This window comes from Cytobacillus spartinae (genome assembly GCF_042865285.1).
GTDB classification, from domain to species: domain Bacteria; phylum Bacillota; class Bacilli; order Bacillales; family Cytobacillaceae; genus Robertmurraya_A; species Robertmurraya_A spartinae.
Genome location: NZ_JBIACK010000009.1, coordinates 126,525 through 153,482, shown reverse-complemented (window position 1 = coordinate 153,482; position 26,958 = coordinate 126,525). Strand labels below are relative to the sequence as shown.

The following is a 26,958-nucleotide window of genomic DNA, read 5'->3' as shown; positions in this document are numbered from 1 at the left end:
CTTAACAACCTTTCACCAAAGTGTAAAACTGATTTAATATATCGATATTTATTTTACTTTATTTAGCCTCAATTTATGAAAAAGGAGTGAGCAGGATGAACAGTCATGAACAATGGACCTCTAAACTCGGCTTTATATTAGCCGCTGCTGGTTCCGCAATTGGGTTGGGAGCCATATGGAAATTCCCTTATGTAGCTGGAACTAATGGGGGTGGAATCTTCTTTATCATTTTTTTACTAATGACATTATTTATTGGAGCCCCTATTTTAATTTCCGAATTCATTATTGGTCGTAAATCACAAAAAGATGCAGTAACTGCTTATAGAGTATTAGCGCCTAAAACAGGATGGTATATACTAGGTCATTTTGGGGTCATCGTTTCATTTATTATTTTATCGTTCTACAGTGTGGTAGGAGGTTGGATTCTCTCCTACTTATGGAGAAGTTTTACTGGTGTAATGTCAGGACTCTCACATGAAGAGTATGGTGCTCTTTTTGTAAATACGATTGGAAATCCTTATGAAGCGGTAATTGCTCAGTTCATATTCATGCTAATGACCATTTTGGTCGTACAGGGTGGAGTCCAAAAGGGGATAGAACGAGCAAGCAAGTACATGATGCCTGCCCTATTTATTCTCTTTATCGTGCTAGTCATGCGCTCCTTAACACTGGAAGGAGCTTGGGCAGGAGTTGAATTCTTATTAAAACCAGATTTAAGTATGGTAACTCCTAATACGTTCTTACTTGCACTTGGTCAGTCTTTCTTTGCACTTAGTGTTGGGATCTCTGTCATGGTTACATATTCTTCTTACTTATCAAAAAAGGAAAGCTTAGTAAAATCTGCTTTTTCCGTAGTAGGACTAAACATTCTAATCTCACTGTTAGCAGGGTTAGTGATTTTTCCAGCTGTATTCGCATTAGGTTTTGAGCCAGGAGCAGGCCCTGGATTAGTATTCGTTGTGCTTCCTGCCGTTTTTAATGAGCTCGCGTTTGGCGGCATCTTTTTAATTATTTTCTTAATCCTCCTTCTATTTGCAACACTAACATCAGCGTTCTCCATTTTAGAGATTATTGTAGCTGTTGTAGCAAAGGACCATAAATATAAAAGAAAGCCAGCTGCTTGGATTGCAGGGATCTTGATTTTCCTTTTAGGCATTCCGAGTGCTTTGTCTTTCGGGATCCTTTCTGACTTTTTAATTTTTGGTAAAACGTTTTTTGATGCAGCAGACTATTTGACAAGTAATATCAGCCTACCGTTAGGTGCTTTACTCATATCGTTATTTGTCGGGTTTAGGCTACCAAGAAGGCTAGTAAAACAGGAACTTGAGTTAGGTACAAATGGTATAGGGCGGCTATTCGATGTATGGTATTTTTCTATTCGCTTTATCGTCCCTATTGGCATCCTACTAGTCTTTTTAAACACAATTGGGATTCTGTAGTACGAAGAGCCTTCTAAGCCTTCAGAGTACAAGCCTATCTTTTTGATGTACACGAAAAGTTCACGAAACGAAACAATAAAAATAATGGCAACATGATAAAATAATAATAGAATATGTGTTCAGAAAGGATGATGAGCCATGTCAGCGATCGGTCAAAACCTAAAAGTTTGCCGTGAAAGAAGAAACATGTCACAACAAGAGCTTGCATTAAAGGTTCGCGTTGGAACAGGAACTATTGAAAAGTATGAAAACGGTGATCAAATACCCGATATGCAAACGATCTTAAAGCTTTCTACCGTCTTGGATATCCCAGCTTCAGAGTTACTTGAAGAAGAACATCAAACAAACCATGTAGGGATTGATTATGAAATTGAGCAACTTGTACAAGAAATCGGTACAAAAAAAGCTAAATTAATATTGCGCAAAGCAAAGGAATTTAGTGAAGATGACTTCTTAAGAGTTATGCAAATGTTATATGATATAAAATATAATAATTCCTCCCATTCTGAGTGATAAACATCGGATTGGAAGAGAATCGACGCTAACTGCGAGGGAATCCTCGCTTTTATTTTTGTCTTAAAGTTTAAGTATCTTAAACATAGGTTTAATGAAAAAATACAGCCAAAAGAAAATGGTTTACATCACTTTTCACAATGGTATATTAGAAATATTGAAGGACTTTTTTCATTAGGTACCAACTAAAGTGGGTTGTGGCTTTTAAGTCACACTAACACTTTAATTCGATGATTGAGGAAAGTGCACAGAATCACCTACATAGATGGAGGCAACAGAAACATGACAAAAAGAATTGCTTGGGTAACGGATTCAACTGCTAGTTTTTTAGAGCAAGATGAACAATGGCTGAAAGAAAATCATATACATGTTATTCCTCTTTACGTCAACTTCGGTAATGAGACTTTTAAAGAGGGGATTGATATTACACAGGAACAGTTTTATGAAAGAATGAGCCAAACAAATGAACCTATTACAAGTTCACAGCCTGCATTAGGAGATTTCATTAATCTGTATCAATCACTTAAGGAAAATTATGATGAAGCGATCATCATTCATGTTTCAGGAGAGCTCTCAGGTACATACTCAACATCCATTCAAGCAGCAGAAATGGTTGATTTTCCTGTACATTCAGTGGACTCCTGGATAGGTTCGTTTCCACTTAAATTTATGGTTAAAGAAGGAATTCGATTATATAAAGAAGGGTTTTCTCCTACAGAAATTGTAGACAAGCTACACGCTCTTCGTGAAAAATGCCGACTAATTTTGATACCAGCTAATTTAGAACAGCTACGAAAAAGTGGAAGAGTATCTAACTTTGGTTCTATACTAGGAAATCTTCTTCAAATTAAACCACTTCTTGCTTTTAAAGAAGGAAAAGTCCAAATCGTTGAGAAAATCAGAACGATGAAAAAAGCAGAGGCAGCGTTATTATCAAGACTGGCCGATGCTTATAGGAATGGAATCTACGACAATATTGGTTTAATGTACGCCGGGGAAAGGAATTCAATAGAAAATCTTCTTCAAAAAATTAAAGACGAATATAACGATCTTAAAATCGATGTTTTACCTTTGATTCCTGTTGCAGGCGTGCATACCGGGGTTGGAACCATCACGCTTGCTTGGGTTGAAAAAGAATAGATCGTTTTTTTTAAAAAAAGATTCATTTAATGTATATAAAATATAAAAAATGGGGAATATTTTAGTATAAGCTTTCTAGTATTCCCCCCTTTTTAAAGTGGACATCCTAATAGGTTGTCCCTTTTTTTGTTTTCTAATTTATTCTTCTTTTATTTACACGGGTTGAAATTACTATAAAAGCAAGCGAAAATACAGCTTCGCTTGCTTTTACAATTTTTCTACAAATCTTTTAATTCTTTTTACGGATTCTTGGAGTTGCTCCATGGAAGATGCGTATGAACATCTGATATGTCCCTCTCCACTCTCCCCAAAAACATTCCCAGGAACGACTGCTACCTTTTCTTCAAGCAGTAATTTTTCTGCAAATTGTTCTGATGTTAACCCCGTGCTTTTAATGGAGGGAAATGCATAGAAGGCTCCTCCTGGAATATGGCACTCTAACCCGATTTCATTTAAAGATTGGACAAAGTAATTTCTACGTCGGCGATAGCTTTTCTTCATTTCCAAAACATCTTCTTTTCCACTTTTCAATGCTTCAAGCGCAGCAAACTGTGCCATGGTTGGAGCGCACATCATCGAGTATTGATGAATTTTTAACATGGCCTGCGCAATTTCTTCAGGAGCACATACGAATCCTAGTCTCCATCCGGTCATCGCAAATCCTTTAGAAAAGCCTGAAATTAAAATAGTTCGTTCTCTCATCCCTTCAATGGATGAAAGGCTAACATAACCCTCATCATAGGAAAGCTCCGCATAGATTTCATCAGACAAGATCAGTAAGTCATATTTTATCGCTATTTTAGCGATTTCTCTTAGCTCACTTTCCGAAAGCATGGAGCCAGTCGGATTATTGGGTGAGCAGAGCATAATTGCTTTAGTACGAGGAGTCAGAGCATTCTCTAATTGATGAGGTAGTACTTTAAAATCACTATCCTTAGTTGTTTGAACAGGAACAGCTTTCCCACCTGCCAACGTGACTAATGGTGAGTAAGATACAAAGCTAGGTTCAATGACAATAACCTCTTCACCTGGATTTATAATGGCCCGCAATGCTATGTCTAAAGCTTGACTCGCACCTACCGTTACGATTACTTCATTTTTTGGAGAATAGGAAACATCAAAACTCTTATTTAAGTAATAAGTGATTTCTTCTCGTAGTTCCATTAAACCTGCATTTGCCGTGTAGGAAGTATAGCCTTGTTCCAATGAAGAAATCGCAGCTTCTCTTATCGTCCATGAGGTTACAAAATCGGGCTCTCCAACCCCTAGTGAAATAACTCCTTCCATCCCTGCTGCCAAATCAAAAAAACGACGAATTCCAGACGGTTTTAATTCTTCAACCGTATTAGACAAGTATGTTTTTGTCTGTTTCATTACGGTGACACCACAATTCTTTTATCATCATCGGTTTGTTCAAAAATATTTCCGTCATGCTTATATTTTTTTAATATAAAGTGAGTGGTCGTAGATAGTACTGAATCAAGAGTTGAAAGTTTGTTAGAGACAAATCTTGCTACCTCATTCATTGATTTACCTTCAATAATTACAGATAGGTCATAGGCTCCCGACATTAAGTAAACCGATTTCACCTCTGGGAAGCGATAGATTCTTTCCGCAACTTCATCAAAACCAACTCCTCTTTTTGGGGTAACCTTAACGTCAATCATAGCTGTAACACCTTCATGCCCATCTATCTTGGACCAGTTTACAGCAGAAGTATAACGAACGATGACTTTCATCGTTTCTAATTTCTTTATTAGTTCGCCTGTTTCTTGTAAACTTAATCCTACCATCTTCGCTAAATCTTCCGTCTGAATCCGAGCATTTTTTTCAAGAATTTCAACTAGCTCCAGTTCTTTTTCTGTTAATTTCATATAGCCCGCACCTCTTTTTTTAAAATAAAAATGTGAACCGTTTAGTGAATTTTTCAGTTTGAATTAAGAAATTTTAATTCAAATTATAGCAAAGTTCATCCCTTTAAAGTATAAAAATTTTCCTTATTTTCAGAACTCTTTTTTGTAGGTGTGAAGTTCTAAAATTTGGGAAAGTTAATTTTACTAGGACTTGATTTGTACAAATTTTTGGGAGTGAAAAGTTTAGAATGGAACAAACCATTTTTACTGGAAGTAAATTGATTAATGGAAATGACATTTACTATGAGTTCTACCCTCATGATCAACCTAAGGACACCGTTCTACTGATTCATGGGTTTCTTTCGTCTTCCTTTAGCTTTAGGCGATTAATTCCTCTGTTAAGAAGGGAATATAATGTAATTTCTATTGACCTTCCACCATTCGGTAAAAGTGGAAAATCCCTTAATTTTACTTATTCATACGAAAATCTTGCGAAATCCGTGATTGAGTTTCTCAGAATTATGGGCTTTGAAAAGGTACATTTAATCGGTCATTCTATGGGGGGCCAAATTTCGTTAAATATTCTTCACCTTTATCCAAGCATGGTTAATAAAGCGATTTTACTTTGTAGTTCTGGCTATCTACAGCGCTCAAAACGACACCTGTTATTATCAAGCCGGATTCCGTTTTTTCATATTTATGTAAAGTATCATTTGGCTCGCTCAGGGGTGTTAAACAACTTAAAGAAGGTTGTCCATGATCAGAAGATGATTGACGATGAAATGATCCTTGGTTATACAAGTCCATTTTTGGAGGACGATATTTTCAAGGCATTAACGAGAATGATTCGTGACCGCGAAGGAGACTTAACGGCGGAAAAACTAAACAGTATTGAAACCCCTTGCTTACTGATTTGGGGTGAACACGATAGAGTAGTCCCACTTAACGTTGGAAAGCGGTTAAATAAAGATTTAAAGAACTCCGATCTGATTGTCTTCAAGGATACCGGGCATCTTGTTCCTGAGGAACGACCTGAAGATACCACAAAGTATATTAGAGAGTTTATCGCGGAGTAAACAAAACTCGCTAGAACCATTGATAGGTCTAGCGAGTTTTGTTATATTTCTAGATCGAACAAGAGCCTTCATTTTTAATGGCAAGAAGTTCGTTCGCCATCAGTAAGCATTCTTGTAGTGGGATAATTTCTTCAAAGGAGAACTCATATATACTTTGGATTTTTCGAGCAAGCTTATCCTCTGACTCGAGTAGATGAACTGCTTGAATCGTATCAGCTATCTCCGTTTCATAGCTATCTTCCCCATATCCTAGAGGATCCCACTCATATAGAACATTTAATAACTTTATATTCATCTCTAAAAATTCCATATAAATCACCTTTTATTTTACTTTTGGTGTTCATATCTTATCATATAAATAGAAACGTTCAAACACATTCGAATGGAGGGTAAATGGATGGCAAGCTATGATTTTTATACAGGCATCGATCGAACACAAACAGCCTCAGTGAAATGGGGTCTTACGAAGGACATATTTGGTTCAGATGATTTACTACCAATGTGGGTTGCTGACATGGATTTTCAACCCCCTGTTGAGGTTAAGCAGGCAATGGAAGAGCGACTGAATCACGGGATTTACGGATATACGTTTGCACCACCTTCTGTTGGAAAATCTATTCAAGCTTGGTTGGAAAATCTACATACCTGGACCGTGAATTTATCTTGGATTTTGTATAGTCCTGGAGTAGTCCCATCTATTAGTACTGCTATCCAGGCATACACAAACCCAGGTGACAAGATTATTCTTCAATCCCCCATCTATACCCCGTTTTTTGAGATGATTGAAAAAAATGATCGAATCGTATTGAATAATCAATTGATAAACAAAGAAAATCGGTTTGAAATTGATTTCATTTCTTTTGAACAGCAGCTAAAGGATGGCGCTAAACTATTCTTATTATGCAACCCACACAATCCTGGTGGAAGAGTTTGGACAGAAGATGAGCTTAGAAAGCTCGGCAACCTCTGTTTAAAATACAATTGTTTAATTCTATCGGATGAAATTCATTCAGACTTAGTTTATCGTTCGTATAAACATGTTCCACTTTGTTCAATTGATGAAAAATTTAAAGACATTGTCATCACATGTATTGCACCTAGTAAAACCTTTAATCTAGCTGGTCTTCAAGCATCCGCAGTCATTATTCCTAGCGATGAGTTACGAGATCAATTTAAAGCTCAACAGGGCAAACAAGGCTTCTTCACGTTAAACACTTTTGGAATAATCGGCATGGAGGCTGCCTACCGCTTTGGACACCAATGGTTAGATGAGTTGCTATCCTATCTAGATGAAAATGTTAATATTGCAACGACCTATATAACCGAGAATATTCCTGCCTTGTCCGTCATGAAACCAGAAGGAACTTACCTACTTTGGATTGACTGCAGGAGCCTTTCTTTGACTGATGACAAAATTAAGGAGAGCTTGATACAAAAGGGAAAATTAGCACTAGAACCTGGGAATAAGTACGGTCCTGGAGGAGAAGGGTATGTAAGGATGAACATTGCTTGTTCCAGGGAGAATTTAATGGATGGATTGCTGCGACTTCGGAGGGCTTTTACTTGATGGTGTTTTTTCGGTTATTGGGGCTAGGTCAGTTTAAGATTTATCAGCTAAAAGTAGGGTTTGATTTCTGATTGGAGGACATCTGATTCCTTTAAGAGGTAATTGGGGTTTTGGGGTTTAGACTGAAGATCCTTGGAACACTGAATTACTGTCCGAAGTTAATGCTACTTCAGACACTAAAACCCTAGAACCCTGGATTCCTATTCAAAGTTTAGAATTCTTCAGACTGGAGAACCTTTGAAAACTGGATTCCTGTTCGAAGGTGAGTCCTCTTCATACTGGAAAACCCTGGAACACTGGATTGCTGTCAGAAGATGAGGCTACTTCAGACTGGAGAACCTGGGAATACTGGATTTCTGTCCGAAGGTGTGGCATCTTCAGACTATAGAACCTGGGATTACTGGATTTCTGTCCGAAGGTGTGGCATCTTTAGACTGGAGATCCTTGGAAAACCGGATTATTGTCCGAAGGTGTGGCTACTTCAGACTGGAGAACCTTGGATCACTGGATTGCTGTCAGAAGTTGAGCCATCTTCTGACTCTACAACCTACGAAAACCTGATTCCTGTCAGAAGTTCAAGCAGCTTCTGACTCTACAACCTACGAAAACGGATTTCCTGTCAGAAGTTCAAGCAGCTTCTGACTCTACAACCTGCGAAAACCGATTTTCTGTCAGAAGTTCAAGCATCTTCTGACTCTACAACCTGCGAAAACCGATTTCCTGTCAGAAGTTCATGCATCTTCTGACTCAAACGACCTGCGAAAGTCGCTTTCCTGTCAGAAGCTCAGGCATCTTCTGACTCTACAACCCGGGAAAATCGATTTCCTGTCAGAAGTTGAGCCATCTTCTGACTCTACAATCTACGAAAACCTGATTCCTGTCAGAAGCTCAGGCATCTTCTGACTCTACAACCCGCGAAAGTCGCTTTCCTGTCAGAAGCTCAGGCATCTTCTGACTCTACAACCCGGGAATGCCGCTTTCCTGTCAGAAGTTCAAGCATCTTCTGACTCTACAACCTACGAAAACCGATTTCCTGTCAGAAGTTCAAGCATCTTCTGACTCTACAACCTTCGAACACCGGATCCCTGTCAGAAGTTCAAGCATCTTCTGACTCAACTACCTTCGAACACCGAATTCCTGTCAGAAGTTCAAGCATCTTCTGACTCTACAACCATCGAACACCGGGTTCCTGTCAGAAGGGAAGACCACTTCAAACAAGTAATCCCTAGAAAAAATAACGTGCACAAATAGCACGTCATTTTTTCTCTTTATCTTCTAAATCTCTCATTATTTTATCTTCTAGTTCCTTTGCTTTAGCAGCTTCTTTTCGTGAGGCGCGGATAATCACCCTCATCGTTATGATGGCAAAAACTAGAAATACAGCAAATGATATGGCAGCTGGAATATACTCAGATTTATCTTCTGGAAAATATAAGAACATAGCTAATATATATGACTGAAGCATTTTCTTCTTCCTTTCTGTAAGGCTCTTAGCACGATTACAAGCCTTGTCGAACCTAGCCTTGTCATATTATATCAACATTCATTATTTACTCCAAGCCTTAAGGAAGATATACCAATTATTTTAAAACGTTGATCTTCTTTATAACCACATCTTCTACTGGTTTATCCTGTTCTCCTGTTTCCACATTCGCAATTTGATCTACTATGTCCATGCCTTCAATGACTTGCCCGAACACCGTGTGGTATCGATCTGGACTCGCCTCATCATCTAACCAAGGAGCACCACCGTTTTTATATTCTTCAACAGCTTCTTTTGGGTAGTTTAATTGCTCTAACTGGGTAATTAAACTTGGATCCATACTACTACTTTGTACAATAAAGAATTGACTTCCATTTGTATTAGGCCCTGAATTCGCCATAGACAAAGCACCACGGAAATTAAATGTTTTGTCGGAAGGCTCGTCCTCAAAAGGTTCGCCGAATGCACTTTCTCCGCTCATTCCCGTTCCAGTCGGGTCTCCACCTTGAATCATAAAGTCCTTAATAACACGGTGAAAAATAATTCCTTCATAATAGCCACTCTCACTATGTTTAATAAAATTTTCTACTGCTTTCGGTGCATGATCAGGAAATAGTTTAATTTTAATAGTCCCCATAGAAGTTTCCATTTCCACTAATCGCTCATTTTCTGCCACTTCCGTTGATAATTGTGGATAAGTGACTCCTTCAGTGTCAGCTTGTTCTTCAGTTGAACCGTTTGTTCCGTCCTGCTCGTTAGCTTTTTCCTCTGGGCTTGTCCCACATCCAGCCAACACAAGAATCATAGCCAACAAGAAAGCATACATTTTCTTTGTCATTTTCTAAATCCCTCCATAAAATAAACACAATGTTACTGTTATTGTGCTTTGTTTTTAAGAATTTTTGCGTCATAATTATATTAATAACTCTTTAGTCATTTGGAAAGGAGAAAATTTATGAGCGAAATCAATATCGGAGATAAAGTAACAGCCATATATAAAACCGGGAAGTATGCAGGAGAAGTTACAGATATTCGACCGCAAGCCTACTTAGTAAGAGTGTTGGCAGTATTAAAGCATCCCATGCAAGGTGATTTACATAACCCTAAAGATGCAGAGGTGCCTTTCTTTCATGAGCGTCGTGCATTGGCTTATAGGGAGCAGACCAATGTGCCCAAACAAATGGTTAAAATCTATGATGAAGAGATTCCTGATTATACCGAATCATTAAAGAATTCAATAGAGAAAATGAAAGCTGAACTAAAAGAAAATTCGTCACTTTGGTCAGAAAAAAGCCTTAAAAACCTAGAAACACTTGAGAAAGACTATTTTAAATAATTAGCATGAAAGAAAAACCATTTAAATAAGCCAAATCACTAATTTGGATTTGGCTTATTATGCGAACTCATTTAGAAATTTAGAAAAATCTACTCGATCACCAATGGTTGTAGGCTCATGCTTTTGAAGATACCTCTTATCCTTTTCAACCAATCGAAAAATATTGAAGGTGGTCATTGCATCGTCTAAAGCTCGGTGGTGTTTTCCAGTCCCTTCTTTTCCATACTCTTGTACAGCTTTCCAAAGACCTGTTTGATTTTGATCTCCAAAAAAGCGTTTATACTCCATTGATAGATCAATTTCTTTCCCGTTAATTGGAAATGGTACACCTGCTTGATCACAATTTTTCCTAAGAACCTTCATGTCCATGTTTCCCCATGTAACCACCGTATTCTTTGGATAATTAGATGAAAACTCCTGTAGCTTATTAAGAAGTTGTAGAAAAGATATCCCTGAGTCAACTTGCTCTTGAGAAATGTTTAAAAAAGACTTACAGCGATCAGACAATACTGGAAAACGAACAGGACTAACATAAGATGAAAATTTTTCACATATTTGGTTGTTTACGACTGATACAATTCCGGCTTCAATGATTTCAGGGTAGAACCCCTTAAACCTTTCACTCCTTTCTGGCATTGTAAATTCAAAATCAATAAATAAGTGTTGATGATCCTCTCCCACTTCATATTCACCTGCTTTCTTTAACAGTTATATCTATTAATATACTAAAAAACCATTACCGAAGTAGAACATTAAAAAAGTTCACATATTTCTTATATTATATCACGATTTTCGAATAAATTTTTTAATTTTTCTGTCTTATTACTGTATTTTTTTGGCACTTGTGTTTCAAACCATGATTCCTTCTTATTAAGTACTTTATTAGTTGATCTTTTTCAATTATGATGAGGATGAAGTGTCGCGCAAGGCAGATTAATGCCTTCATATCTCAGGGCTGTTTTCGCGTAGATTGTTGCTATTCGTAATAAGGTCTAAAACACGGATTCTATGCTGTTTCGTGGCATCTGTTCTCCCAAAATAAAGAAAAAGCAGTTTAAAGTTTCTAAATGGAAACAAAGTTTACGCCTTTTTCAAAGAAGGATCAAAAAGGATGGAACCAAATAGTGAGGACATTTACTGGTTACTTGATTATTTTTATTTTTGCACCGCTTTTTGTTTCATTAGTTATTCTTCTATCCTCGGAAGCTTCCAAAGTACAAAGCTTTCATCATGTTTTAGACAGTCGAATTAAGCTAGATGATTCAAAGCTATCACAAACGAGCTATGTAAAGGATCAAAATGGCTCCATTATTTCTGAAATACATAAACCGATGAATCGGATTTATTTATCTGCGGACAAAATTCCCGCTTTCTTAAAGGAGCTTTTCGTCACATCTGAAGACCAGCACTTTTATGAACACTTAGGTTTCGATGTGACAGCTATGGGCAGAGCACTGGCTGTTAACCTGAAGGCAAGCGAAATTGAACAGGGTGCTAGTACGATTACACAGCAACTTGCACGAAATTTGTATTTAAACCATGAGAAGTCCTATAACCGTAAGCTAAGTGAACTTCTCTATGCCTACGAACTGGAAAGAAAGTATTCTAAAGATGAAATCTTAGAGCTTTATATAAATACGATTTATTTCCAAAACGGGGCCTATGGGATTGAAGCTGCTTCAAAGCTTTATTTTCAAAAAAACACAACTGACTTGACCAAAGCTCAATTAGCCTTTTTAGCATCAATTCCGAATAACCCTTCCTTATACGATCCCGTGAATCACTTTAATCGAACAAAGGAAAGACAAGAAAGACTCATTGATCAATTGCTAGTTAAAGGACAAGTTAACCACGAGGAAGCAGAACGTCTTAAGAACGAGAAGATTAACATTACACTAAAAAAACGAATTGATTTGTACCCAGATTATCTAACATATGTGGAATATGAGTTTAGACAGCTTGTCTCTCAAAATGAGGGGTTCGCTTTAAAAATTGCACAATTAGACGAGCCAACTCGTTCACAGCTAGAAAAAGAATTGGATGAGCGTGTCCAGGAAATGATCGGCTCAGGAATTATCATTCACACTGCCCTTAATCCTACTGTTCAATCTACAGCCAAAAAGGCCATTGAAACGTACTTACCTTATCAAGATATCCAAGGCTCTGCTGCTGTTATAGATCATAAACAACATCAAATTATCGCACTAATTGGTGGGAAACATTATAAAAAGTATGATTTTAACAGAGCTTTCCAAGGGTATCGACAACCTGGCTCATCTATTAAACCTTTGTTAGTATATGCACCTTATATTGAGCGCACAAACGCCTCACTATCTGAGAGAATAAGTGCTAATTCGGTATGTATAGGTGGATATTGTCCTAAAAATTATGGGGGCGGAAATTATGGAAACGTTTCGCTCGAGAAAGCATTTATCAATTCCTACAACACTCCTGCAGTTAGGTTATTAAACAGCATTGGAATTGAGCAAGGCTTCACCGATTTATCTCATTTTCGTTTTTCGAAAGTATCTAATCGTGACTGGGTTCTTCCTTCCGCAGTTGGTGGTTTTACCTATGGAATGACACCATTAGAGCTTTCAAGTGCTTATACCGTTTTTGCTAATAATGGGGTATACAAAACTCCTCGTTCGATTACAAAAGTAACGAACTTAAATGGAGACATATTATACTCATGGAATGAACAACCTGTAACCATTTGGAGTAAAGAAACGGTTGATAAAATGAGGATACTCTTGAATAAAACGGTTCGTTCGGGAACAGCTAGAAATGCTTATTATAATACTTCTTATATAGGTGGGAAAACTGGGACGACCAACGATTATCATGACTATTGGTTTATTGGTTTAAATGGAGACGTTACAGCCGGGGTATGGGTCGGCAAAGATAAGCCTAGCAACATAAAGTCAATTGAATCCGCAACTCCACAACTTCACATTTGGAGAAGTATCGTTTCTAGCATGGATTAGTAATAAGGATGACAAACAAGTCATCCTTTTTTCATTTCGTTATGGTGTATCTACGGATCAAAAACTGAGTTTAATAACTATCATTCAGAACTAAATAGGTAAGCTAGCCATAATACTGTTATACACTTTAATGCTTATATAAATCACACCTATAAGCAGAGTCGACCATATGACTACTTGAAAGAAGATTAACCCAATAATTCCAACCATGGTCAGATCTGAACTTACCTTATAGACAAAGTAAATAAAATAAATGACCGTTGCCGTTATAAAAATGGCCCCAATACCAATGAAATGATTCATGCTCAATAAGGATAATGCTCCCCCTACAAAGTAAATGACAGAACCTGACCTAATTTTCTTCAAGCTATCACCTTCTGAATCCTTTGAAAAAAACAGAAGAGCTAGTTCATTAATCGTATTTGCTATTAGTTTTAACGCAGCAAAAACCATAAAAAACATAATGAGAAGCAGAAGCAAAAGCGAAAGTTTGATTCCGCCGTCTGAAAAGAACTCCTTCATCCCCTCATAAATTCCAGTTTTCTTTAAAAACTCTAACAATAGCATTTCTACTTTAATAGATAGGGATAAGCTAAACAAAATAATCGCTAGAAGCGGAAAATAGCTTGTTAAGTATGTATTTTTCATACCAATCTCCAATGTATAACTTAATGAATTTCACAAAATTCGTGCTAATAATCATAATCATTTTATGAACTTAGCAATCAAGCAAGCTTAATTATGAGAGAATTATGCATTTAATACAAGTTAAATCAATGGTTCTCTCCCCACTTTTTTCTATTTATGATACCTTTAAAACAGGAAAACTTTAACAACATATAACAGCTATTAGTAGATATTAAATTATAAAGTTTTTATTAAATTCCATAAAAGGTAATTATTACATAATAAACTGTTACTTGAGGAGAGGTTAGCATGAAACATTCTATCCTATTAGTTGAAGATGATCGTGAAATTGCAAAAAACATCCGTGACTATCTTATGAAAAAGAATTATGAAGTGACCTGGTCTTCAACCGGAAAAGAAGGATGGGATGATTTTTGCAGTGGTGATTATCAATTAGCGATTATTGATTTAATGCTCCCGGAAATGGATGGCTTCACACTATGTCAAAATATACGTTGGAAGAGCCAAATCCCTCTACTCATTCTAAGTGCTAGACACGAGGAGGATGATAAGGTTCGAGGGTTAAAACTAGGTGCCGATGACTACTTAACAAAGCCTTTTAGTTTAAGAGAATTAGAAGCACGGATTGAGTCACACCTTAGAAGGTTTGATCGATATAGAGGGGATGATCAAGACGAGAGTGTCCTTGTCTACAAAGATGGTTTATCAATTTATCCTGAGAAGCGAATCGCTTACCTTCATGATCAAGAAGTGGCATTAACGGCTAAAGAGTTTTCTATACTTCTTTTAATAGCCAAAAATCCTCATAAAACTTTTTCAAAAAAAGAGCTATATGAACATATTTGGGACCAATATGATGTGGAAGGAAACAATACGATTACCGTTCATGTGAAAAGCCTTCGTACAAAACTCAATGATTCTATGAAGAATCCATCTTTTGTTCAAACCGTTTGGGGAGTGGGATATCGCTTTGTAGGAGTTCAAGCCGATGAAGATTAAGTATTGGTTAATAAGCTCTTACTTAATCGTTATGATTCTACCTGTTTTATTTCTATATATCTTATTTCAACTCGTGCAATCTTACGATCAAAAGCAGGAAGTATTGGATTACCTAGATGTTCAATCAAAGCTTGATCTTTATGAAGAGTTACTTTCAAACCCAGCACTTTATACAACCGGAGACCAAGACGAATATAACCGATTAAAAGACTATACTCAGAATAAGGTATTTTTCACTTTATACAATGAAGATGGACTTATTGTTTTTTCTACAGGGTCCAATTCAAAAATGGGATTTAAAGAAAATGAGGAGTCCATCTATCAAGACTTATACGAGCTAAGATCTACCTACGAAACCTTTGAATACAAACACCCTGTATTCCAGAATGAGGAATTAATCGGTTTTTATGAAATCTCCTTTCTCCGTTTGGATTGGTTATCAGGGGTTGAAGATCGAAAAACATGGGCAATGGTCCTTTACATTGTAACGTTTATCCTTATCTATGCAGTCGTTCTATATCTGCTACAAAGAAAGCTTTTTAGACCACTTAAACAATTAATATGGGAAATGAATCAATTTGCAAAAGGTGAAAAAGTAAACCAGCTTCCTAAAAAGAAAGATGAGATTGGTGAGTTAATTATTCATTTTGAACAGATGCAGAAGGAAATAAATCAAAAAGAACAAGATTTAATCCACGCACATCAGCAAAAGCAATACATGATTGCTTCTATTTCTCACGACCTTAAAACACCTTTAACAGCTATTCGAGTCAATGCAGAAGGATTGTTAGAGGAAAAAGGTTTAGAAGAAGCTTTGGAAAATCGATTAAATACAATAGTTGGAAAAGCGGACTATATTCATCAGTTAATTGATGACCTAACCATGTATAACATACTTCAATCAAGTCAGTACGAAATAGATACAGTTGAAGTTGAAGGGCAAGAATTTTTTGAAATGGTGCTATCTGATTATGATCAACTAGCAGATTCTTATGGGATCCATTTCGTGCAAGATGTCAATGTACGGGGCAACTATTTCGTAAACACAAAGCAAATGCTTAGGCTGTTCGACAATTTAATGATGAATGCCTTGCATCATACCGATAGGGATAAAATGATTTGGTCTACTGTTTTTTCAACAAACTCTACTCTTCCAGAATTCTTGTTTAACGAAGCTAAGGAACAAATCTTGAATTTTAATAGAAAGTTAGAAGGTGCATGGATCGTTGTTCAAAACGAAGGCGAAGCAATTCCAACGGATGAGCAAGATAAACTATTTGAACCTTTATATCAAAGAGATCCTTCTAGATCAAAGGTAACTAATCAGGGCAACAGAGGAAGCGGCTTAGGCCTTTCCATCGCTAAAATGATTATTGAAAAATTAGATGGGAATATTGTAGCAACATCTACAGCAGGCAAGGGGACTACTTTTATATGCTTTTTACCTTCTGCCAATAGCAAAGAGGAGATAAATTTTCATGAGTAAAACAAAGAGTTATCTTCTGCCCATAATTCTTGTTCTATCCATTCTTCTGAGTGGCTGTGGACCCGTAAACACCTTACCTAATTCAGTACTTGAAACAATGTTAGAAAATAGTGAGAAACCAACATACACAAAGTACTATCAACAAACCCAAATAAGAACTTATTACAAAGGGAAGTTACAAAGTATTCAACAATCGGATTTGTGGGAGGATCTTACAACTGATCGGTTAAGACTAGATTTAATTGATTCTGAGCTTGGCACCTTTCATACCGTGATTGAAAAAGAATTAATGACCCTTTATAGAAAAGGGAATTCCAGAGTATCCGTAAACAACATTAATCATCTTATGGTTGATAAGTCTTTAACCAACAAAGAACACTCCATCCAGACGATGGAATCAATAAGAAGAACCCATAAAATTCGCCTAGTTGGTGAGGACTCCATATCAAACCAACCATGCTATAAACTAGTTGCAACGCCAAAAAATCAAGAAAATGAGAATGACTTACAATATTTATGGATTAACCAAGAAAACTGGATGATTATGAAAAGAATCATAACAGAGGGCAACACAACAGTTGAAATGACCGTAAAAAAATTCGATACTTTTCGAAAAATGGATAATTTAATTTTCCAGATATCAATTCCTGAAAAGCTTGTCTATCAGTCTATACCTAGCTATCAAAAGAAGGTTATATCGTTAGCAGATATTTCGGAAAAAATCTTTTATTTACCACCGGACGAGGGGTTCAAACCATACAGTGTTAACAAAATTGTATCTCCTTTTTCTGGGTATGAGCTGTTTTATATGGATGAAGATAGTAAGACTATCCAACTTAAGATCATTCAGAGAAATAATAAAAACGCATCTTTATTTAATCCACGAACCTTTAAAGAAGATTTAATGTTTTTAGATAGTAGGCCCGTCTCCATTCACCCGATTTTAAATGAAGGCATGCAGTTATCTTGGACATATAACGATTTTTACTATGAATTGGTTTATTTTAGTCCGTATGTGACGAAAATTGAATTACAACAGGTGATTAATAGACTAAGTAAATATAATGGAAAGTAGGAATATATGATGAAGAAGTTTATGATTTTCATTAGTGCGTTAACCATTTTTGCTTTTTTACCTGGAATGGCAAGTGCTGAAAAAATGAGTTCTGAATCTCGGAGTAAATTTGCACCAGCAGTAGAGGAACATTTACGTAACACCATTAACTATTACAATCCAAACTCAGCAGTCACACTTGATTCACTAGAGATGGAAGTCGCAGATATCTACAAAATCGTCAAACCTGATGATCCTAAAACTCCAGAAAACGACGAAGTAATTGAAGAGTACACATCCCATCTTGTCACGGTATTAGTAGATTATGAAATAAAAAGAGACACTTTGTTTATCTTTAAAAAGAAGGAAGTCATTTATTATGATATAACGAATGATGAAATTTTAAATTCGGGGAATGTTTTCGTTAATGATGAAGTAAAAGAGTTTTTTCAACTTTATCTAGATGACCTAGATAAAAATATTACTCCTTTATCTTTAACTATATTTATGATTGCTTTGTCATTGCTAGTTGTAATTCCTATTTTCATTATGATTTTCCATAATAAAGGTAACAGTTCAAATACTATTTACCATAACAACCCAAGTATAAGAGGATGATATTACATCATCCTCTTTTTTCGTAGCTGTAATTGTGACGAATCATCAACGCTGGGTTTATCCACGACAAAACTAAGACGCTTCAATTCTAACGTATTCCCTCGAATCGAATATTTTATGGCGTCTTTTCATGTTTTTTTCCTGTTGAAAATTTGCGGGCACAATTTCGACTACTTCTTCTTCTGCCTCACCAGGAATGAAAAACTCCCGCTTTTCTTTTTGTTCTAGTAGCCATGCTACTGAAAACAAAAGGAGAAATATGGATATGGATGCTAACACTTTAAATTTCATTCCACATTCACCTCCACCTATATGTAGTTTGCTTAACTAAGTTCTTCTTTATACAAAAAAAATAATTTTTCATTAATTTTTCACGTGTTTCTTCTTATTTAATAGTTAAGAGAATTCCATTGACTTGCATAGGGTTGAGGCATGCAACGATAATTATTTTGGGTTATAATTTGTTCGAGGGTGGCTTGAGCGGAAAGTTTACAGTAGAAAATAAAGGATTTTACATAAGGAAATTGGAAATATTGTAAGAGAGCTTATCTATCTTTATCCGAGTTTAAATAGATAGACTTTCTGGGTATTACATATTATCCCAAAACCATAGAAGGGGTTACCCAATAGAACTAAAGTACACTATAACAGCCTTATGCTTACTCCTTAAATATTTATTTGAAAAGATTGTATAGCTAAATAGTTACATACAAAGGGGGTTTTTTGTTTTGTCATTACTTCATTTGGCAATTATTTCACCATTACTACTTGCCATTTTTATTCCTATCTTTTATAAGAATTTTCGTCAAATACATACAGGATGGTTTATTTTACCTCTTCCCATCCTTTTATTCAGTTATTTTATTTCCTTTATATCCATCACAACCAGTCAACGGACGATAACTGAAACCATCAACTGGATTCCTTCACTGGGGATCAATTTCACTGCAAGAATTGATGGACTTGGTTTATTGTTCGCACTACTTATTACCGGTATTGGGGCGTTAGTAGTCCTTTACTCTATTTATTATTTAAATAAGGATAAAGAGAAATTAAATACGTTCTATATCTACCTCCTGTTGTTTATGGGGGCAATGTTGGGTGTTGTACTTTCAGATAACCTAATCGTTATGTATGCTTTCTGGGAGTTAACAAGCTTCTCTTCTTTCCTACTGATTGGATATTGGTATCACCGTGAGAAATCACGTTATGGTGCACAAAAATCAATGATTATCACCGTATTCGGTGGTTTAGCAATGTTGGGTGGGATTATTCTTTTATATCTCATGACGGGAACATTCAATATTAGTGAGATGATTCCACAATCAAGCGAAATTTTAAACCATCCTTTCTTTATTCCTGCTTTACTTTGTGTATTATTAGGAGCATTCACAAAATCAGCTCAATTTCCATTTCATATTTGGTTGCCTGATGCGATGGAAGCTCCGACACCTGTAAGTGCATATCTGCACTCTGCAACGATGGTTAAGGCTGGGATTTATTTAGTGGCAAGATTAAGTCCTGTTTTTGCTGAATCACCTGTGTGGCTATGGCTTGTAGCTGGGTTTGGTATTGTAACTTTATTCTGGGGCTCCTTTTCTGCTGTAAAACAAACTGATTTGAAGAGCATTCTTGCGTTCTCAACTGTCAGTCAACTTGGACTAATTATGTCCCTTTTGGGTGTCGGTGCTGCTGCATTACATTTCACGACCATGGATGATAGCTTTTACACGGTAGCGACCACTGCCGCTGTGTTCCATTTAATTAACCATGCTACATTCAAAGGGAGCTTGTTCATGGTAGTGGGAATTGTTGACCACGAAACAGGAACTAGGGATATACGGAAATTAGGCGGATTAATGAATTTCATGCCTATTACCTTTACCCTTGCCATCATTGGTGCATTTTCAATGGCAGGGTTGCCACCGTTTAATGGATTCTTGAGTAAAGAAATGTTCTTTACTGGAATGATCCGAATTCTCGAGATGGATATTTTTAATTTGGACACTTGGGGGATTCTTTTCCCTATTTTAGCTTGGGTTGCAAGTATTTTTACCTTTATCTACAGCATGGTTCTAGTCTTTAAGACATTTACAGGTAAATATCAGCCAGAAAAACTTGAGAAAAAACCGCATGAAGCGCCGGTTGGGATGTTAATTTCACCCATCATCTTAGCTTCACTAGTTATCATTTTCGGTTTTTTCCCGGACCTTTTGTCTCATAGCCTGATTTCACCTGCTATGGCAGCTATTTTACCTAGCTTACTAGGGTCTGCTGATGAATTCATCGTCCATATTACGTTCTGGCATGGCTTTTCTATTGAATTGTTTATGACCTTAGGGGTTATTGCGATTGGGGCTCTGTTATACACAACACTTCCTAAATGGCGTTCTGTGTATGGACTTTTCCCTGAAAAGCTTGCTCTAAACCGTTTCTATGATAACGGGTTAGAATTTGCTCAAAGAGGATCAATGAAGGTAACAAAAGCCTACATGAATGGGTTTATACGAACATATCTTGTATACATTTTTTCATTCTTTATTGTTATTTTAGGTACAACACTTATTTCAAAAGATGCATTTAAACTGGACACAAGTAATGTGTCAACAATTGGGTTTTACGAAGTTTTACTAGCACTATTAATTGTAGTTGCTTCTGTAACCATTCTGTTTGCAAAATCTCGATTAACTTCGATTATTTTATTAGGCGCAGTCGGATACACGGTTGCCTTATTCTTTGTTGTATTTAGAGCACCTGATTTAGCCTTAACTCAACTAGTAATTGAGACGGTTTCTGTTGCACTATTTCTACTTTGTTTCTACCACCTACCAAAGCTCAAAAAAGAGGAGTCACGACTACACTTTAAGTTGGTAAACGCTCTTATCTCTGTTGGGGTCGGAGGGATTGTAACGGCTATAGCATTATCCGCACACAGCAATAAATTGCGCGAGTCTATTGCTCAATATTATATTGAGAATACCTATGATAAAGCCGCGGGTAAAAACATGGTAAACGTTATACTGGTTGACTTCCGTGGTTTTGATACATTGTTCGAGATTTGCGTGTTGGCTATTGCTGCTCTCGGAATTTTCGCAATGATAAAATTAAGATTAACAAGGAGGAAAGAGGAATGAGAACAAACGACATCATTTTACAAACTGTTACAAAAGTCGTTCTTTTTATCATTATCCTTTTCTCCATCCATCTTTTCTTTGCCGGTCATTACTATCCCGGTGGAGGATTTATTGGAGGGCTAATGACTTCGGCTGCAATTGTTCTCTTGTTACTTGCATTTGACATGAAGACTGTAGCACGTGCCTTGCCAGTAGATTTTAAGACTGTAACAGCTGTTGGGTTATTGTTTTCAGTCGGAACAGGTGTTGGTGCTTTAATCTTTAATGCACCATTTCTCACCCACGCTTACAAGTACGTTCAGCTACCATTATTAGGAGAGACTTCTTTACACACGGCAGTTTTGTTTGATATTGGAGTATATTTAGTTGTTATCGGTGTTACGATGACCATTATTCAAACAATAGGGGAGAGTGAATAATGGAGATATTAATGGCATTTGTTGTAGGAATTATATTTATGACAGCAACCTATTTGATGCTTTCAAAAAGCTTGCTGCGAATTATTATAGGGACTGGGCTGCTAAGTCACGGTACACATCTTCTATTATTAACCATGGGCGGATTAAAAAGAGGAGCTGCTCCTTTACTAGGGGAGAAAGCAACATCATATGTAGATCCTTTACCACAAGCCTTAATCTTAACGGCAATCGTTATTAGCTTTGGGGTTACGTCTTTCTTCTTAGTTCTTGCATATAGAGCCTATCAAGAACTTGGCACAGACAATATGGATCGCTTGAGAGGAACAGAAGGCAATGATTAATCTATTAATGTTACCACTACTAATTCCTTTACTAACAGGGATTATCCTTATATTTATGAAAGATAATATTTTGTTACAAAGATGGTTCTCCGCCCTTTCATCTGTAGCAACCATTATTGTCTCAATTTTACTAGTTCAAACAGTTCGAACAGAAGGAATTCAAAGTCTTGACCTTGGTAGTTGGGAAGCACCCTTTGGGATCACGCTAGTCTCAGATATGCTTTCAGCACTACTCGTATTAACTACTAGTATTGTCGCATTTGCATGCTTGCTTTACTCATTCCGTTCTATTGGTGAAGGCCGTGAGAAGTTCTACTACTATTCAGTTTTTAACTTCTTAATCGTAGGGATAAATGGGGCTTTCACAACAGGAGACATCTTCAATCTATTCGTGTTTTTCGAAGTTATGTTAATGTCTTCTTATGTACTACTTGTACTAGGTGGGACGAGAGGTCAGTTACGTGAGTCCATTAAGTACATTCTTGTTAATGTTATTTCATCTTCACTTTTTGTAATTGCAGTCGCTTATCTATATTCAGTAGTTGGGACGTTAAGTATGGCTCATGTTTCACAGCGTATCAGTGAAGTTGGTCAGCCTGGCATACTAACGGTAATAGCTGTGTTATTTCTAATTGTATTTGGCCTAAAAGGTGCTATTTTCCCGTTGTATTTCTGGTTGCCAGGATCCTATTATGCACCACCTACTCCAGTTCTAGCATTATTTGGAGCGTTGTTAACAAAAGTCGGGGTTTACTCGATCATGAGAACCTATACGCTATTCTTTTATCACGATACAGGATATACGCATCAACTACTAGGTATCCTAGCCTTCATCACCATTATTGTTGGTGTTATCGGGGCAATCGCTTATTGGGATGTTAAGAAAATCATTATTTATAATATCATTGTAGCAGTTGGGGTTATCTTATATGGAGTGTCTGTAATGACACCTGAGGCACTAACTGGTTCTGTCTTTTATATTATCCACGACATGATCATAAAAGCCGCCTTATTTCTACTAGTTGGAATTATGATAGCTATTACGGGTACTAGTGACCTAAAAAAAATCAGTGGACTTATAAAGAAATACCCTAGCGTTGGCTGGACTTTCTTTATAGCTGCTTTAGCATTAGCTGGGATCCCTCCACTAAGCGGATTTATTGGTAAGTTGTTAATTGTACAAGGTGGATTTATTGGTGAAAGTTACTGGGGAGCTGGTTTAGTTTTAATGTCCAGTTTACTTGTCCTATTCTCCGTAATGAAAATATTCATAAATGGATTCTGGGGAATTCATCGACCTTATGAAAACGAAGAGAAAGCTCCTGTAAAATGGTTGCTCATATCCCCTGTTCTATTAGTGATTTTATCAGCATTATACGGACTTGGGTCAGAAGCAATATATCCGTATATTTCACAAGCTGCTGAAACATTGTCTAATCCAAGTATTTATGTAGATGCAGTCTTAAAGGAGTGATGGATATGGCTTTTCAAATTTTACTAAATGTATTATTAGCATTTGTGTGGATGTTCTTAAAGGTATCATACGACCCAGTGTCCTTTTTGGTCGGTTACTTTTTTGGTTTGCTGATCATCTTTACTTTTAGACGTTTTTTCCATTCACGCTTTTATCTTTTGAGGGTCATTGCGGTACTTAATTTGATTCTTATTTTTATTAAAGAATTATTGTTATCCAATATCGCTGTTTTAAAAGTAATTTTAAAGCCGAAGCTGGACATCCGACCTGGAATATTTGCGCTACAAACCGACTTAAAAGAAGAATGGGAAATAACTGTCTTAGCAAACTTAATTACATTAACTCCTGGGACACTTGTTGTAGATGTTTCACATGATAATAAAACTTTATATATTCATGCCATGGACTTAGAGGATGCCCAGGAAGCAATTGATAGTATCAAAACTACTTTTGAAAAAGCGATCATGGAGGTGAGCAGGTAATGTTAGATTTAGTGATCCATATCTCTTTAATCTGCATCTCTCTTTCCATGCTCGGACTAATCTATCGAGTGATTAAAGGGCCGACCACACCTGACCGCGTTGTTGCTCTTGATGCAATCGGAATTAATCTGGTAGCTCTCGTAGCCCTTGTATCCATTGTTCTAAAGACACATGCCTTTCTTGAGATTATTTTATTGATTGGGATTCTTGCCTTTATAGGGACAGTCGCCTTCTCAAAATACCTAGAGAAAGGGGTTATCATCGAACGTGACCGAGATCGTTAGAATATTTATTGGTGCTTTTATTGGAATTGGTGCTTTTTTGAGCCTCGTCACCGCCTTTGGTCTTATTAGATTACCTGATGTATATACTAGGAACCATGCGGCTTCCAAGTCTGCAACGTTAGGTGTTATGTCCGTTCTACTTGGAACGTTTTTATACTTTTATTTAGAAGAGGGCCACTTTAATTCTCGTCTAATATTAGGGATAGTATTTATTTTTATGACTTCACCAGTTGCAGGTCATTTAATCAGTCGAGCAGCTTATCATTCTGGCGTTAAACTATGGGACAAAAGTGTGCGAGATGACTTGGCAAAAGTGAAAAAAGAAAAATCTTCCGTTTAGAGAAATTGCTTATATGAGAAAACGACCACTCGTCTAATTCGAGTGGTCGTTTCTGATTTAAGTATATGGTAATAAAAACTATAAGAGCATCTATCTTCTCTTGATTACAGCCATAGTACATCTAGAAATACAAACTAAGTTACCATCCTCGTCGGCAATTTTCACATCCCATACCATTGTTGTTTTTCCTTGATGTAGGACCGTTCCAGTAGCTGTGACTACCCCGTCCCTCTTACCTTTTACATGATTTGCATTGATTTCTAACCCTACTGCAGCTTCTGTTTCCTGATCAATTAACTCAAAGGCCCCTACTGATGCAACAGTTTCAGCCAGTGCAACAGATGCACCTCCATGTAACAGGCCAAAAGGCTGTCGAGTTCGATCATCTACTGGCATGGTAGCAACTACTAGTCCTTTTTCAAGCTTTGTGATCTCAATACCTAACGAATGAAGAAGAGTCTTAGAAATATCCAATAGCATGTCCTCCTTAATTAAGTCTGTAATATAAATTAACCTTATTAGGAAATACTATTACTGTCCTAAGGACAATCCTAATAAGTGGGGTGACCGTCGATTATGAATGGAATACGCGAAGGTCTTATACCGACAGTACTGGGTACTGCTGTAACAGCAACCGGGTATGCTTTGAAGCAAAATCGAAAAGTGGATAGCATGATTTCAAACACCATTTTTGGATTCGGCTTAGCCCACATTGTATTAGGGGCAATTGATTTATTTGAGCATCGATAAACAGCAAAAATTAACACAGTGTTTGCTATGTTAGTAACTGAGCGATAAAAGTAAGGGTAGAGTTGATCTACCCTTATTTTATTTTGAAGCTACTTTAATTTTGTTTTTTTCTTTTTGCTTCTTTCTTATTAGCGCAAATCCAATATATAGGGAGACTAGAATTCCTAGTCCAATTAACAGTTCTTTTTCATACTGCCAGATTTGTTCTTGGTGATCACCAAACCAGTAGCCTAAGCTAAAAGTAATCGTAAGCCATACAAAAGCTCCAGAATAAGCAAAAAGGGCAAATGTTCTATAAGGTAGTTTACTAAACCCGTAAAGGAAAGGAATGAAGTTTCGAACCCCAGGGATGAAATAACTAAAAGAAAGTGAATAGGAATGATATTTATCCATAAATTCAAAGGATTTCTCAATGGTTTTAGCAAATCGCTTTCTTTTTTGCAAAAATGGTAAAAGAGGCCTACCTAAAAACCTTCCAATCGTATATAAAGTGGTTAGGGCCGCTAGGATACCAAAGTAAGTAACAGCAAAAGTAACAAAAGGGTTTAAAACCTCCATCGATGCAGCTATCCCAACCGTCATGGCAATTACTTCATTCGGAATAGGAACTCCAAAAACACCAAACCAAAGCCACAAGAAAAGGCCCAGGTAGCCGTTATTTTCAATAATTTCTAATATAAAATCGAGCTCCATTAAGACCTTCCCCTTTTGTAATCCCCAACTTATTTATGTGTGATTCTATATTATATTCTCTATGTACGAACAATTACCTTTATTAATTGTAAGCATTTAACAATTGTAACCTTTGTTCATTACTTCCCGTCATAATTAGAAAAGGTTCAGTATCGATCTAATAATATTATGTTATTCCAGATTCTTTATGCCTAGGAGACGATAGCAACCTTGTACATCAACCTTTAACTGAAGGAGTGCTATACATGAAATTATACCATTTTATCATTACGTCTATATTGTTTTTTGCTTTGCCCAATTTAATTATGGCAGCTCCTGATCCCACGGAACTTAAAGAGTTAAAAGAAGAAACTCCCCTACATATTGTCGGTGAAGTATTGGAGGATGAGTTAGTCAAAGTACATAAAAAGGAAGATCATGATACACAAACTCGGATTATGACCATTAAGATTCATGAGATCATTCGTCAGAAGGAGCATTCCTATATAAATGGCGATGTTATTAAGGTTGCCTATCACTATTTACCTACTTGGGTAGATTATTCTGGTGGAGGAAGCATACAAGTAGTAAAAGGAGACAAATTGAAGCTTTGGCTTCAATTTGAAGATGGAACGTTTACTCCGCTACTAGGGATTTCTGGAGTAGAAATGATTACAGCAAATGGTGAAAGAATAGAGTATGTTAATCAACCACTATTACTGAAAGTAAAAGGGGCTTGGTTGGATTTAGCCCACAACCACCTCCCTTATGCAGTAGCTGTTCTCATTCTTTTGCTATTGACGGTTATCATTTGGCTCGGCTCCAAAAGTTGGAAGGACGAAAGTTATAAACATTAGAAGTGC

The 26,958-nt window shown here is 36.7% G+C and carries 30 protein-coding genes; 20 read left to right on the top strand and 10 right to left on the bottom strand.

Annotated features, from left to right (window positions below; genetic code table 11):
- Window positions 1-95 precede the first annotated feature (95 nt).
- The 3 genes from ACFYKX_RS17545 to ACFYKX_RS17535 all read left to right on the top strand — a co-directional run bounded on the left by ACFYKX_RS17545 (window position 96) and on the right by ACFYKX_RS17535 (window position 3,092).
- Entirely contained in the window at window positions 96-1,439 is a 1,344-nt protein-coding gene (locus tag ACFYKX_RS17545; RefSeq protein ID WP_389362373.1) for a sodium-dependent transporter, read from the top strand.
- A gap of 138 nt (window positions 1,440-1,577) precedes the next feature.
- Window positions 1,578-1,952, top strand: coding sequence for a helix-turn-helix domain-containing protein (locus ACFYKX_RS17540; protein WP_389362372.1), 375 nt, complete (start codon window positions 1,578-1,580; stop codon window positions 1,950-1,952).
- 282 nt (window positions 1,953-2,234) lie between these two features.
- Window positions 2,235-3,092, top strand: coding sequence for a DegV family protein (locus ACFYKX_RS17535; protein WP_389362371.1), 858 nt, complete (start codon window positions 2,235-2,237; stop codon window positions 3,090-3,092).
- A gap of 207 nt (window positions 3,093-3,299) precedes the next feature.
- Here ACFYKX_RS17535 and ACFYKX_RS17530 read toward each other — a convergent pair whose 3' ends face one another.
- On the bottom strand, window positions 3,300-4,466 hold the full coding sequence (locus ACFYKX_RS17530; protein ID WP_389362370.1) for an aminotransferase: 1,167 nt from the start codon (window positions 4,464-4,466) through the stop codon (window positions 3,300-3,302).
- The gene (locus tag ACFYKX_RS17525; protein WP_389362369.1) at window positions 4,466-4,966 is read right to left on the bottom strand and encodes an Lrp/AsnC family transcriptional regulator; all 501 of its coding nucleotides are present in this window, start codon (window positions 4,964-4,966) and stop codon (window positions 4,466-4,468) included. Before ACFYKX_RS17525 ends, ACFYKX_RS17530 begins: the two co-directional genes overlap by 1 nt.
- 227 nt (window positions 4,967-5,193) lie before the next feature.
- On the opposite strand from ACFYKX_RS17525, the gene ACFYKX_RS17520 reads away from it, so the two are divergent.
- On the top strand, window positions 5,194-6,021 hold the full coding sequence (locus ACFYKX_RS17520; protein ID WP_389362368.1) for an alpha/beta fold hydrolase: 828 nt from the start codon (window positions 5,194-5,196) through the stop codon (window positions 6,019-6,021).
- Window positions 6,022-6,070: 49 nt separating this feature from the next.
- Here the strand turns inward: ACFYKX_RS17520 and ACFYKX_RS17515 are convergent, their stop codons facing one another.
- Window positions 6,071-6,331 carry a DUF1871 family protein gene (locus ACFYKX_RS17515; RefSeq protein WP_389362367.1) on the bottom strand — a complete coding sequence of 87 codons (261 nt, stop codon included), beginning with the start codon at window positions 6,329-6,331 and terminating at the stop codon, window positions 6,071-6,073.
- Between the two features lie 87 nt (window positions 6,332-6,418).
- Between ACFYKX_RS17515 and ACFYKX_RS17510 the strand changes: the two genes are divergently transcribed.
- Entirely contained in the window at window positions 6,419-7,588 is a 1,170-nt protein-coding gene (locus tag ACFYKX_RS17510; protein ID WP_389362366.1) for a MalY/PatB family protein, read from the top strand.
- 1,255 nt (window positions 7,589-8,843) lie between these two features.
- Here the strand turns inward: ACFYKX_RS17510 and ACFYKX_RS17505 are convergent.
- Window positions 8,844-9,053 carry a hypothetical protein gene (locus ACFYKX_RS17505; RefSeq protein WP_389362365.1) on the bottom strand — a complete coding sequence of 70 codons (210 nt, stop codon included), beginning with the start codon at window positions 9,051-9,053 and terminating at the stop codon, window positions 8,844-8,846.
- Between the two features lie 115 nt (window positions 9,054-9,168).
- Window positions 9,169-9,909, bottom strand: coding sequence for a peptidylprolyl isomerase (locus tag ACFYKX_RS17500; RefSeq protein ID WP_389362364.1), 741 nt, complete (start codon window positions 9,907-9,909; stop codon window positions 9,169-9,171).
- Between the two features lie 117 nt (window positions 9,910-10,026).
- On the opposite strand from ACFYKX_RS17500, the gene ACFYKX_RS17495 reads away from it, so the two are divergent.
- On the top strand, window positions 10,027-10,407 hold the full coding sequence (locus ACFYKX_RS17495) for a kinase-associated lipoprotein B (RefSeq protein ID WP_389362363.1): 381 nt from the start codon (window positions 10,027-10,029) through the stop codon (window positions 10,405-10,407).
- Between the two features lie 57 nt (window positions 10,408-10,464).
- Here ACFYKX_RS17495 and kapD read toward each other — a convergent pair whose 3' ends face one another.
- On the bottom strand, window positions 10,465-11,088 hold the full coding sequence (gene kapD, locus ACFYKX_RS17490) for a 3'-5' exonuclease KapD (RefSeq protein WP_389362362.1): 624 nt from the start codon (window positions 11,086-11,088) through the stop codon (window positions 10,465-10,467).
- A gap of 443 nt (window positions 11,089-11,531) precedes the next feature.
- Here kapD and ACFYKX_RS17485 point away from each other — a divergent pair, with 443 nt between their 5' ends.
- Entirely contained in the window at window positions 11,532-13,394 is a 1,863-nt protein-coding gene (locus ACFYKX_RS17485; protein ID WP_389362361.1) for a transglycosylase domain-containing protein, read from the top strand.
- Between the two features lie 90 nt (window positions 13,395-13,484).
- Here the strand turns inward: ACFYKX_RS17485 and ACFYKX_RS17480 are convergent, their stop codons facing one another.
- The gene (locus tag ACFYKX_RS17480; protein ID WP_389362360.1) at window positions 13,485-14,042 is read right to left on the bottom strand and encodes a YufK family protein; all 558 of its coding nucleotides are present in this window, start codon (window positions 14,040-14,042) and stop codon (window positions 13,485-13,487) included.
- A gap of 288 nt (window positions 14,043-14,330) precedes the next feature.
- Here ACFYKX_RS17480 and ACFYKX_RS17475 point away from each other — a divergent pair, with 288 nt between their 5' ends.
- The 4 genes from ACFYKX_RS17475 to ACFYKX_RS17460 are packed head-to-tail and all read left to right on the top strand — an operon-like array spanning window position 14,331 to window position 18,199.
- Window positions 14,331-15,041, top strand: coding sequence for a response regulator transcription factor (locus tag ACFYKX_RS17475; RefSeq protein ID WP_389362359.1), 711 nt, complete (start codon window positions 14,331-14,333; stop codon window positions 15,039-15,041).
- A complete protein-coding gene (locus tag ACFYKX_RS17470) occupies window positions 15,031-16,527 on the top strand; it encodes a HAMP domain-containing sensor histidine kinase (RefSeq protein WP_389362358.1) in 1,497 nt (498 codons plus the stop codon). Before ACFYKX_RS17475 ends, ACFYKX_RS17470 begins: the two co-directional genes overlap by 11 nt.
- Window positions 16,520-17,602, top strand: a complete 1,083-nt coding sequence (locus ACFYKX_RS17465) for a hypothetical protein (protein WP_389362357.1) — start codon at window positions 16,520-16,522, stop codon at window positions 17,600-17,602. Before ACFYKX_RS17470 ends, ACFYKX_RS17465 begins: the two co-directional genes overlap by 8 nt.
- Window positions 17,603-17,608: 6 nt before the next feature.
- Window positions 17,609-18,199, top strand: coding sequence for a hypothetical protein (locus ACFYKX_RS17460; protein WP_389362356.1), 591 nt, complete (start codon window positions 17,609-17,611; stop codon window positions 18,197-18,199).
- A gap of 72 nt (window positions 18,200-18,271) precedes the next feature.
- Here the strand turns inward: ACFYKX_RS17460 and ACFYKX_RS17455 are convergent, their stop codons facing one another.
- Window positions 18,272-18,490 carry a hypothetical protein gene (locus tag ACFYKX_RS17455; protein WP_389362355.1) on the bottom strand — a complete coding sequence of 73 codons (219 nt, stop codon included), beginning with the start codon at window positions 18,488-18,490 and terminating at the stop codon, window positions 18,272-18,274.
- A 437-nt stretch (window positions 18,491-18,927) separates the two neighbouring features.
- Here ACFYKX_RS17455 and ACFYKX_RS17450 point away from each other — a divergent pair, with 437 nt between their 5' ends.
- Genes ACFYKX_RS17450 through mnhG form a run of 7 tightly spaced genes read left to right on the top strand, consistent with a single transcriptional unit; the run spans window position 18,928 to window position 24,673 of the window.
- Window positions 18,928-21,333 (top strand): Na+/H+ antiporter subunit A, encoded by a 2,406-nt coding sequence (locus tag ACFYKX_RS17450; protein WP_389362354.1) that lies wholly within the window; start codon window positions 18,928-18,930, stop codon window positions 21,331-21,333.
- Complete coding sequence (locus tag ACFYKX_RS17445; protein ID WP_389362353.1) at window positions 21,330-21,752, top strand: Na(+)/H(+) antiporter subunit B; 423 nt, start codon at window positions 21,330-21,332, stop codon at window positions 21,750-21,752. Before ACFYKX_RS17450 ends, ACFYKX_RS17445 begins: the two co-directional genes overlap by 4 nt.
- Window positions 21,752-22,093 carry a Na(+)/H(+) antiporter subunit C gene (locus ACFYKX_RS17440; RefSeq protein WP_389362352.1) on the top strand — a complete coding sequence of 114 codons (342 nt, stop codon included), beginning with the start codon at window positions 21,752-21,754 and terminating at the stop codon, window positions 22,091-22,093. Before ACFYKX_RS17445 ends, ACFYKX_RS17440 begins: the two co-directional genes overlap by 1 nt.
- A complete protein-coding gene (locus ACFYKX_RS17435; protein ID WP_389362351.1) occupies window positions 22,086-23,567 on the top strand; it encodes a Na+/H+ antiporter subunit D in 1,482 nt (493 codons plus the stop codon). The genes ACFYKX_RS17440 and ACFYKX_RS17435 overlap by 8 nt, the downstream gene beginning before the upstream one ends.
- A gap of 5 nt (window positions 23,568-23,572) precedes the next feature.
- Window positions 23,573-24,049, top strand: coding sequence for a Na+/H+ antiporter subunit E (locus tag ACFYKX_RS17430; protein WP_389362350.1), 477 nt, complete (start codon window positions 23,573-23,575; stop codon window positions 24,047-24,049).
- Window positions 24,049-24,333, top strand: a complete 285-nt coding sequence (locus ACFYKX_RS17425; RefSeq protein WP_389362349.1) for a Na(+)/H(+) antiporter subunit F1 — start codon at window positions 24,049-24,051, stop codon at window positions 24,331-24,333. The genes ACFYKX_RS17430 and ACFYKX_RS17425 overlap by 1 nt, the downstream gene beginning before the upstream one ends.
- Complete coding sequence (gene mnhG / locus ACFYKX_RS17420; RefSeq protein WP_389362348.1) at window positions 24,317-24,673, top strand: monovalent cation/H(+) antiporter subunit G; 357 nt, start codon at window positions 24,317-24,319, stop codon at window positions 24,671-24,673. Before ACFYKX_RS17425 ends, mnhG begins: the two co-directional genes overlap by 17 nt.
- A 90-nt stretch (window positions 24,674-24,763) precedes the next feature.
- Here mnhG and ACFYKX_RS17415 read toward each other — a convergent pair whose 3' ends face one another.
- Window positions 24,764-25,153, bottom strand: a complete 390-nt coding sequence (locus tag ACFYKX_RS17415; RefSeq protein ID WP_389362347.1) for a PaaI family thioesterase — start codon at window positions 25,151-25,153, stop codon at window positions 24,764-24,766.
- A gap of 96 nt (window positions 25,154-25,249) precedes the next feature.
- Here ACFYKX_RS17415 and ACFYKX_RS17410 point away from each other — a divergent pair, with 96 nt between their 5' ends.
- Window positions 25,250-25,423 (top strand): asparagine synthase, encoded by a 174-nt coding sequence (locus ACFYKX_RS17410; RefSeq protein ID WP_389362346.1) that lies wholly within the window; start codon window positions 25,250-25,252, stop codon window positions 25,421-25,423.
- 78 nt (window positions 25,424-25,501) lie between these two features.
- Here the strand turns inward: ACFYKX_RS17410 and ACFYKX_RS17405 are convergent, their stop codons facing one another.
- Window positions 25,502-26,116, bottom strand: coding sequence for a DedA family protein (locus tag ACFYKX_RS17405; RefSeq protein ID WP_389362345.1), 615 nt, complete (start codon window positions 26,114-26,116; stop codon window positions 25,502-25,504).
- 245 nt (window positions 26,117-26,361) lie between these two features.
- Between ACFYKX_RS17405 and ACFYKX_RS17400 the strand changes: the two genes are divergently transcribed.
- Window positions 26,362-26,952, top strand: a complete 591-nt coding sequence (locus tag ACFYKX_RS17400) for a hypothetical protein (protein WP_389362344.1) — start codon at window positions 26,362-26,364, stop codon at window positions 26,950-26,952.
- Window positions 26,953-26,958 lie beyond the last annotated feature (6 nt).

Excerpts from the sequence above, each read along its gene's own strand:
- ACFYKX_RS17500 (WP_389362364.1), bottom strand. The coding sequence starts at position 9,909 with ATGACAAAGAAAATGTATGCTTTCTTGTTGGCTATGATTCTTGTGTTG.
- ACFYKX_RS17495 (WP_389362363.1), top strand. The coding sequence starts at position 10,027 with ATGAGCGAAATCAATATCGGAGATAAAGTAACAGCCATATATAAAACC.
- ACFYKX_RS17535 (WP_389362371.1), top strand. The coding sequence starts at position 2,235 with ATGACAAAAAGAATTGCTTGGGTAACGGATTCAACTGCTAGTTTTTTA.
- ACFYKX_RS17525 (WP_389362369.1), bottom strand. The coding sequence starts at position 4,966 with ATGAAATTAACAGAAAAAGAACTGGAGCTAGTTGAAATTCTTGAAAAA.
- ACFYKX_RS17510 (WP_389362366.1), top strand. The coding sequence starts at position 6,419 with ATGGCAAGCTATGATTTTTATACAGGCATCGATCGAACACAAACAGCC.
- ACFYKX_RS17505 (WP_389362365.1), bottom strand. The coding sequence starts at position 9,053 with ATGCTTCAGTCATATATATTAGCTATGTTCTTATATTTTCCAGAAGAT.
- ACFYKX_RS17425 (WP_389362349.1), top strand. The coding sequence starts at position 24,049 with ATGTTAGATTTAGTGATCCATATCTCTTTAATCTGCATCTCTCTTTCC.
- ACFYKX_RS17515 (WP_389362367.1), bottom strand. The coding sequence starts at position 6,331 with ATGGAATTTTTAGAGATGAATATAAAGTTATTAAATGTTCTATATGAG.
- ACFYKX_RS17455 (WP_389362355.1), bottom strand. The coding sequence starts at position 18,490 with ATGAAATTTAAAGTGTTAGCATCCATATCCATATTTCTCCTTTTGTTT.
- ACFYKX_RS17475 (WP_389362359.1), top strand. The coding sequence starts at position 14,331 with ATGAAACATTCTATCCTATTAGTTGAAGATGATCGTGAAATTGCAAAA.
- ACFYKX_RS17460 (WP_389362356.1), top strand. The coding sequence starts at position 17,609 with ATGATGAAGAAGTTTATGATTTTCATTAGTGCGTTAACCATTTTTGCT.
- ACFYKX_RS17530 (WP_389362370.1), bottom strand. The coding sequence starts at position 4,466 with ATGAAACAGACAAAAACATACTTGTCTAATACGGTTGAAGAATTAAAA.
- ACFYKX_RS17445 (WP_389362353.1), top strand. The coding sequence starts at position 21,330 with ATGAGAACAAACGACATCATTTTACAAACTGTTACAAAAGTCGTTCTT.
- ACFYKX_RS17440 (WP_389362352.1), top strand. The coding sequence starts at position 21,752 with ATGGAGATATTAATGGCATTTGTTGTAGGAATTATATTTATGACAGCA.
- ACFYKX_RS17430 (WP_389362350.1), top strand. The coding sequence starts at position 23,573 with ATGGCTTTTCAAATTTTACTAAATGTATTATTAGCATTTGTGTGGATG.
- ACFYKX_RS17465 (WP_389362357.1), top strand. The coding sequence starts at position 16,520 with ATGAGTAAAACAAAGAGTTATCTTCTGCCCATAATTCTTGTTCTATCC.
- ACFYKX_RS17470 (WP_389362358.1), top strand. The coding sequence starts at position 15,031 with ATGAAGATTAAGTATTGGTTAATAAGCTCTTACTTAATCGTTATGATT.
- ACFYKX_RS17405 (WP_389362345.1), bottom strand. The coding sequence starts at position 26,116 with ATGGAGCTCGATTTTATATTAGAAATTATTGAAAATAACGGCTACCTG.
- ACFYKX_RS17400 (WP_389362344.1), top strand. The coding sequence starts at position 26,362 with ATGAAATTATACCATTTTATCATTACGTCTATATTGTTTTTTGCTTTG.
- ACFYKX_RS17540 (WP_389362372.1), top strand. The coding sequence starts at position 1,578 with ATGTCAGCGATCGGTCAAAACCTAAAAGTTTGCCGTGAAAGAAGAAAC.
- ACFYKX_RS17410 (WP_389362346.1), top strand. The coding sequence starts at position 25,250 with ATGAATGGAATACGCGAAGGTCTTATACCGACAGTACTGGGTACTGCT.
- ACFYKX_RS17520 (WP_389362368.1), top strand. The coding sequence starts at position 5,194 with ATGGAACAAACCATTTTTACTGGAAGTAAATTGATTAATGGAAATGAC.
- ACFYKX_RS17435 (WP_389362351.1), top strand. The coding sequence starts at position 22,086 with ATGATTAATCTATTAATGTTACCACTACTAATTCCTTTACTAACAGGG.
- ACFYKX_RS17480 (WP_389362360.1), bottom strand. The coding sequence starts at position 14,042 with ATGAAAAATACATACTTAACAAGCTATTTTCCGCTTCTAGCGATTATT.
- ACFYKX_RS17415 (WP_389362347.1), bottom strand. The coding sequence starts at position 25,153 with ATGCTATTGGATATTTCTAAGACTCTTCTTCATTCGTTAGGTATTGAG.
- ACFYKX_RS17545 (WP_389362373.1), top strand. The coding sequence starts at position 96 with ATGAACAGTCATGAACAATGGACCTCTAAACTCGGCTTTATATTAGCC.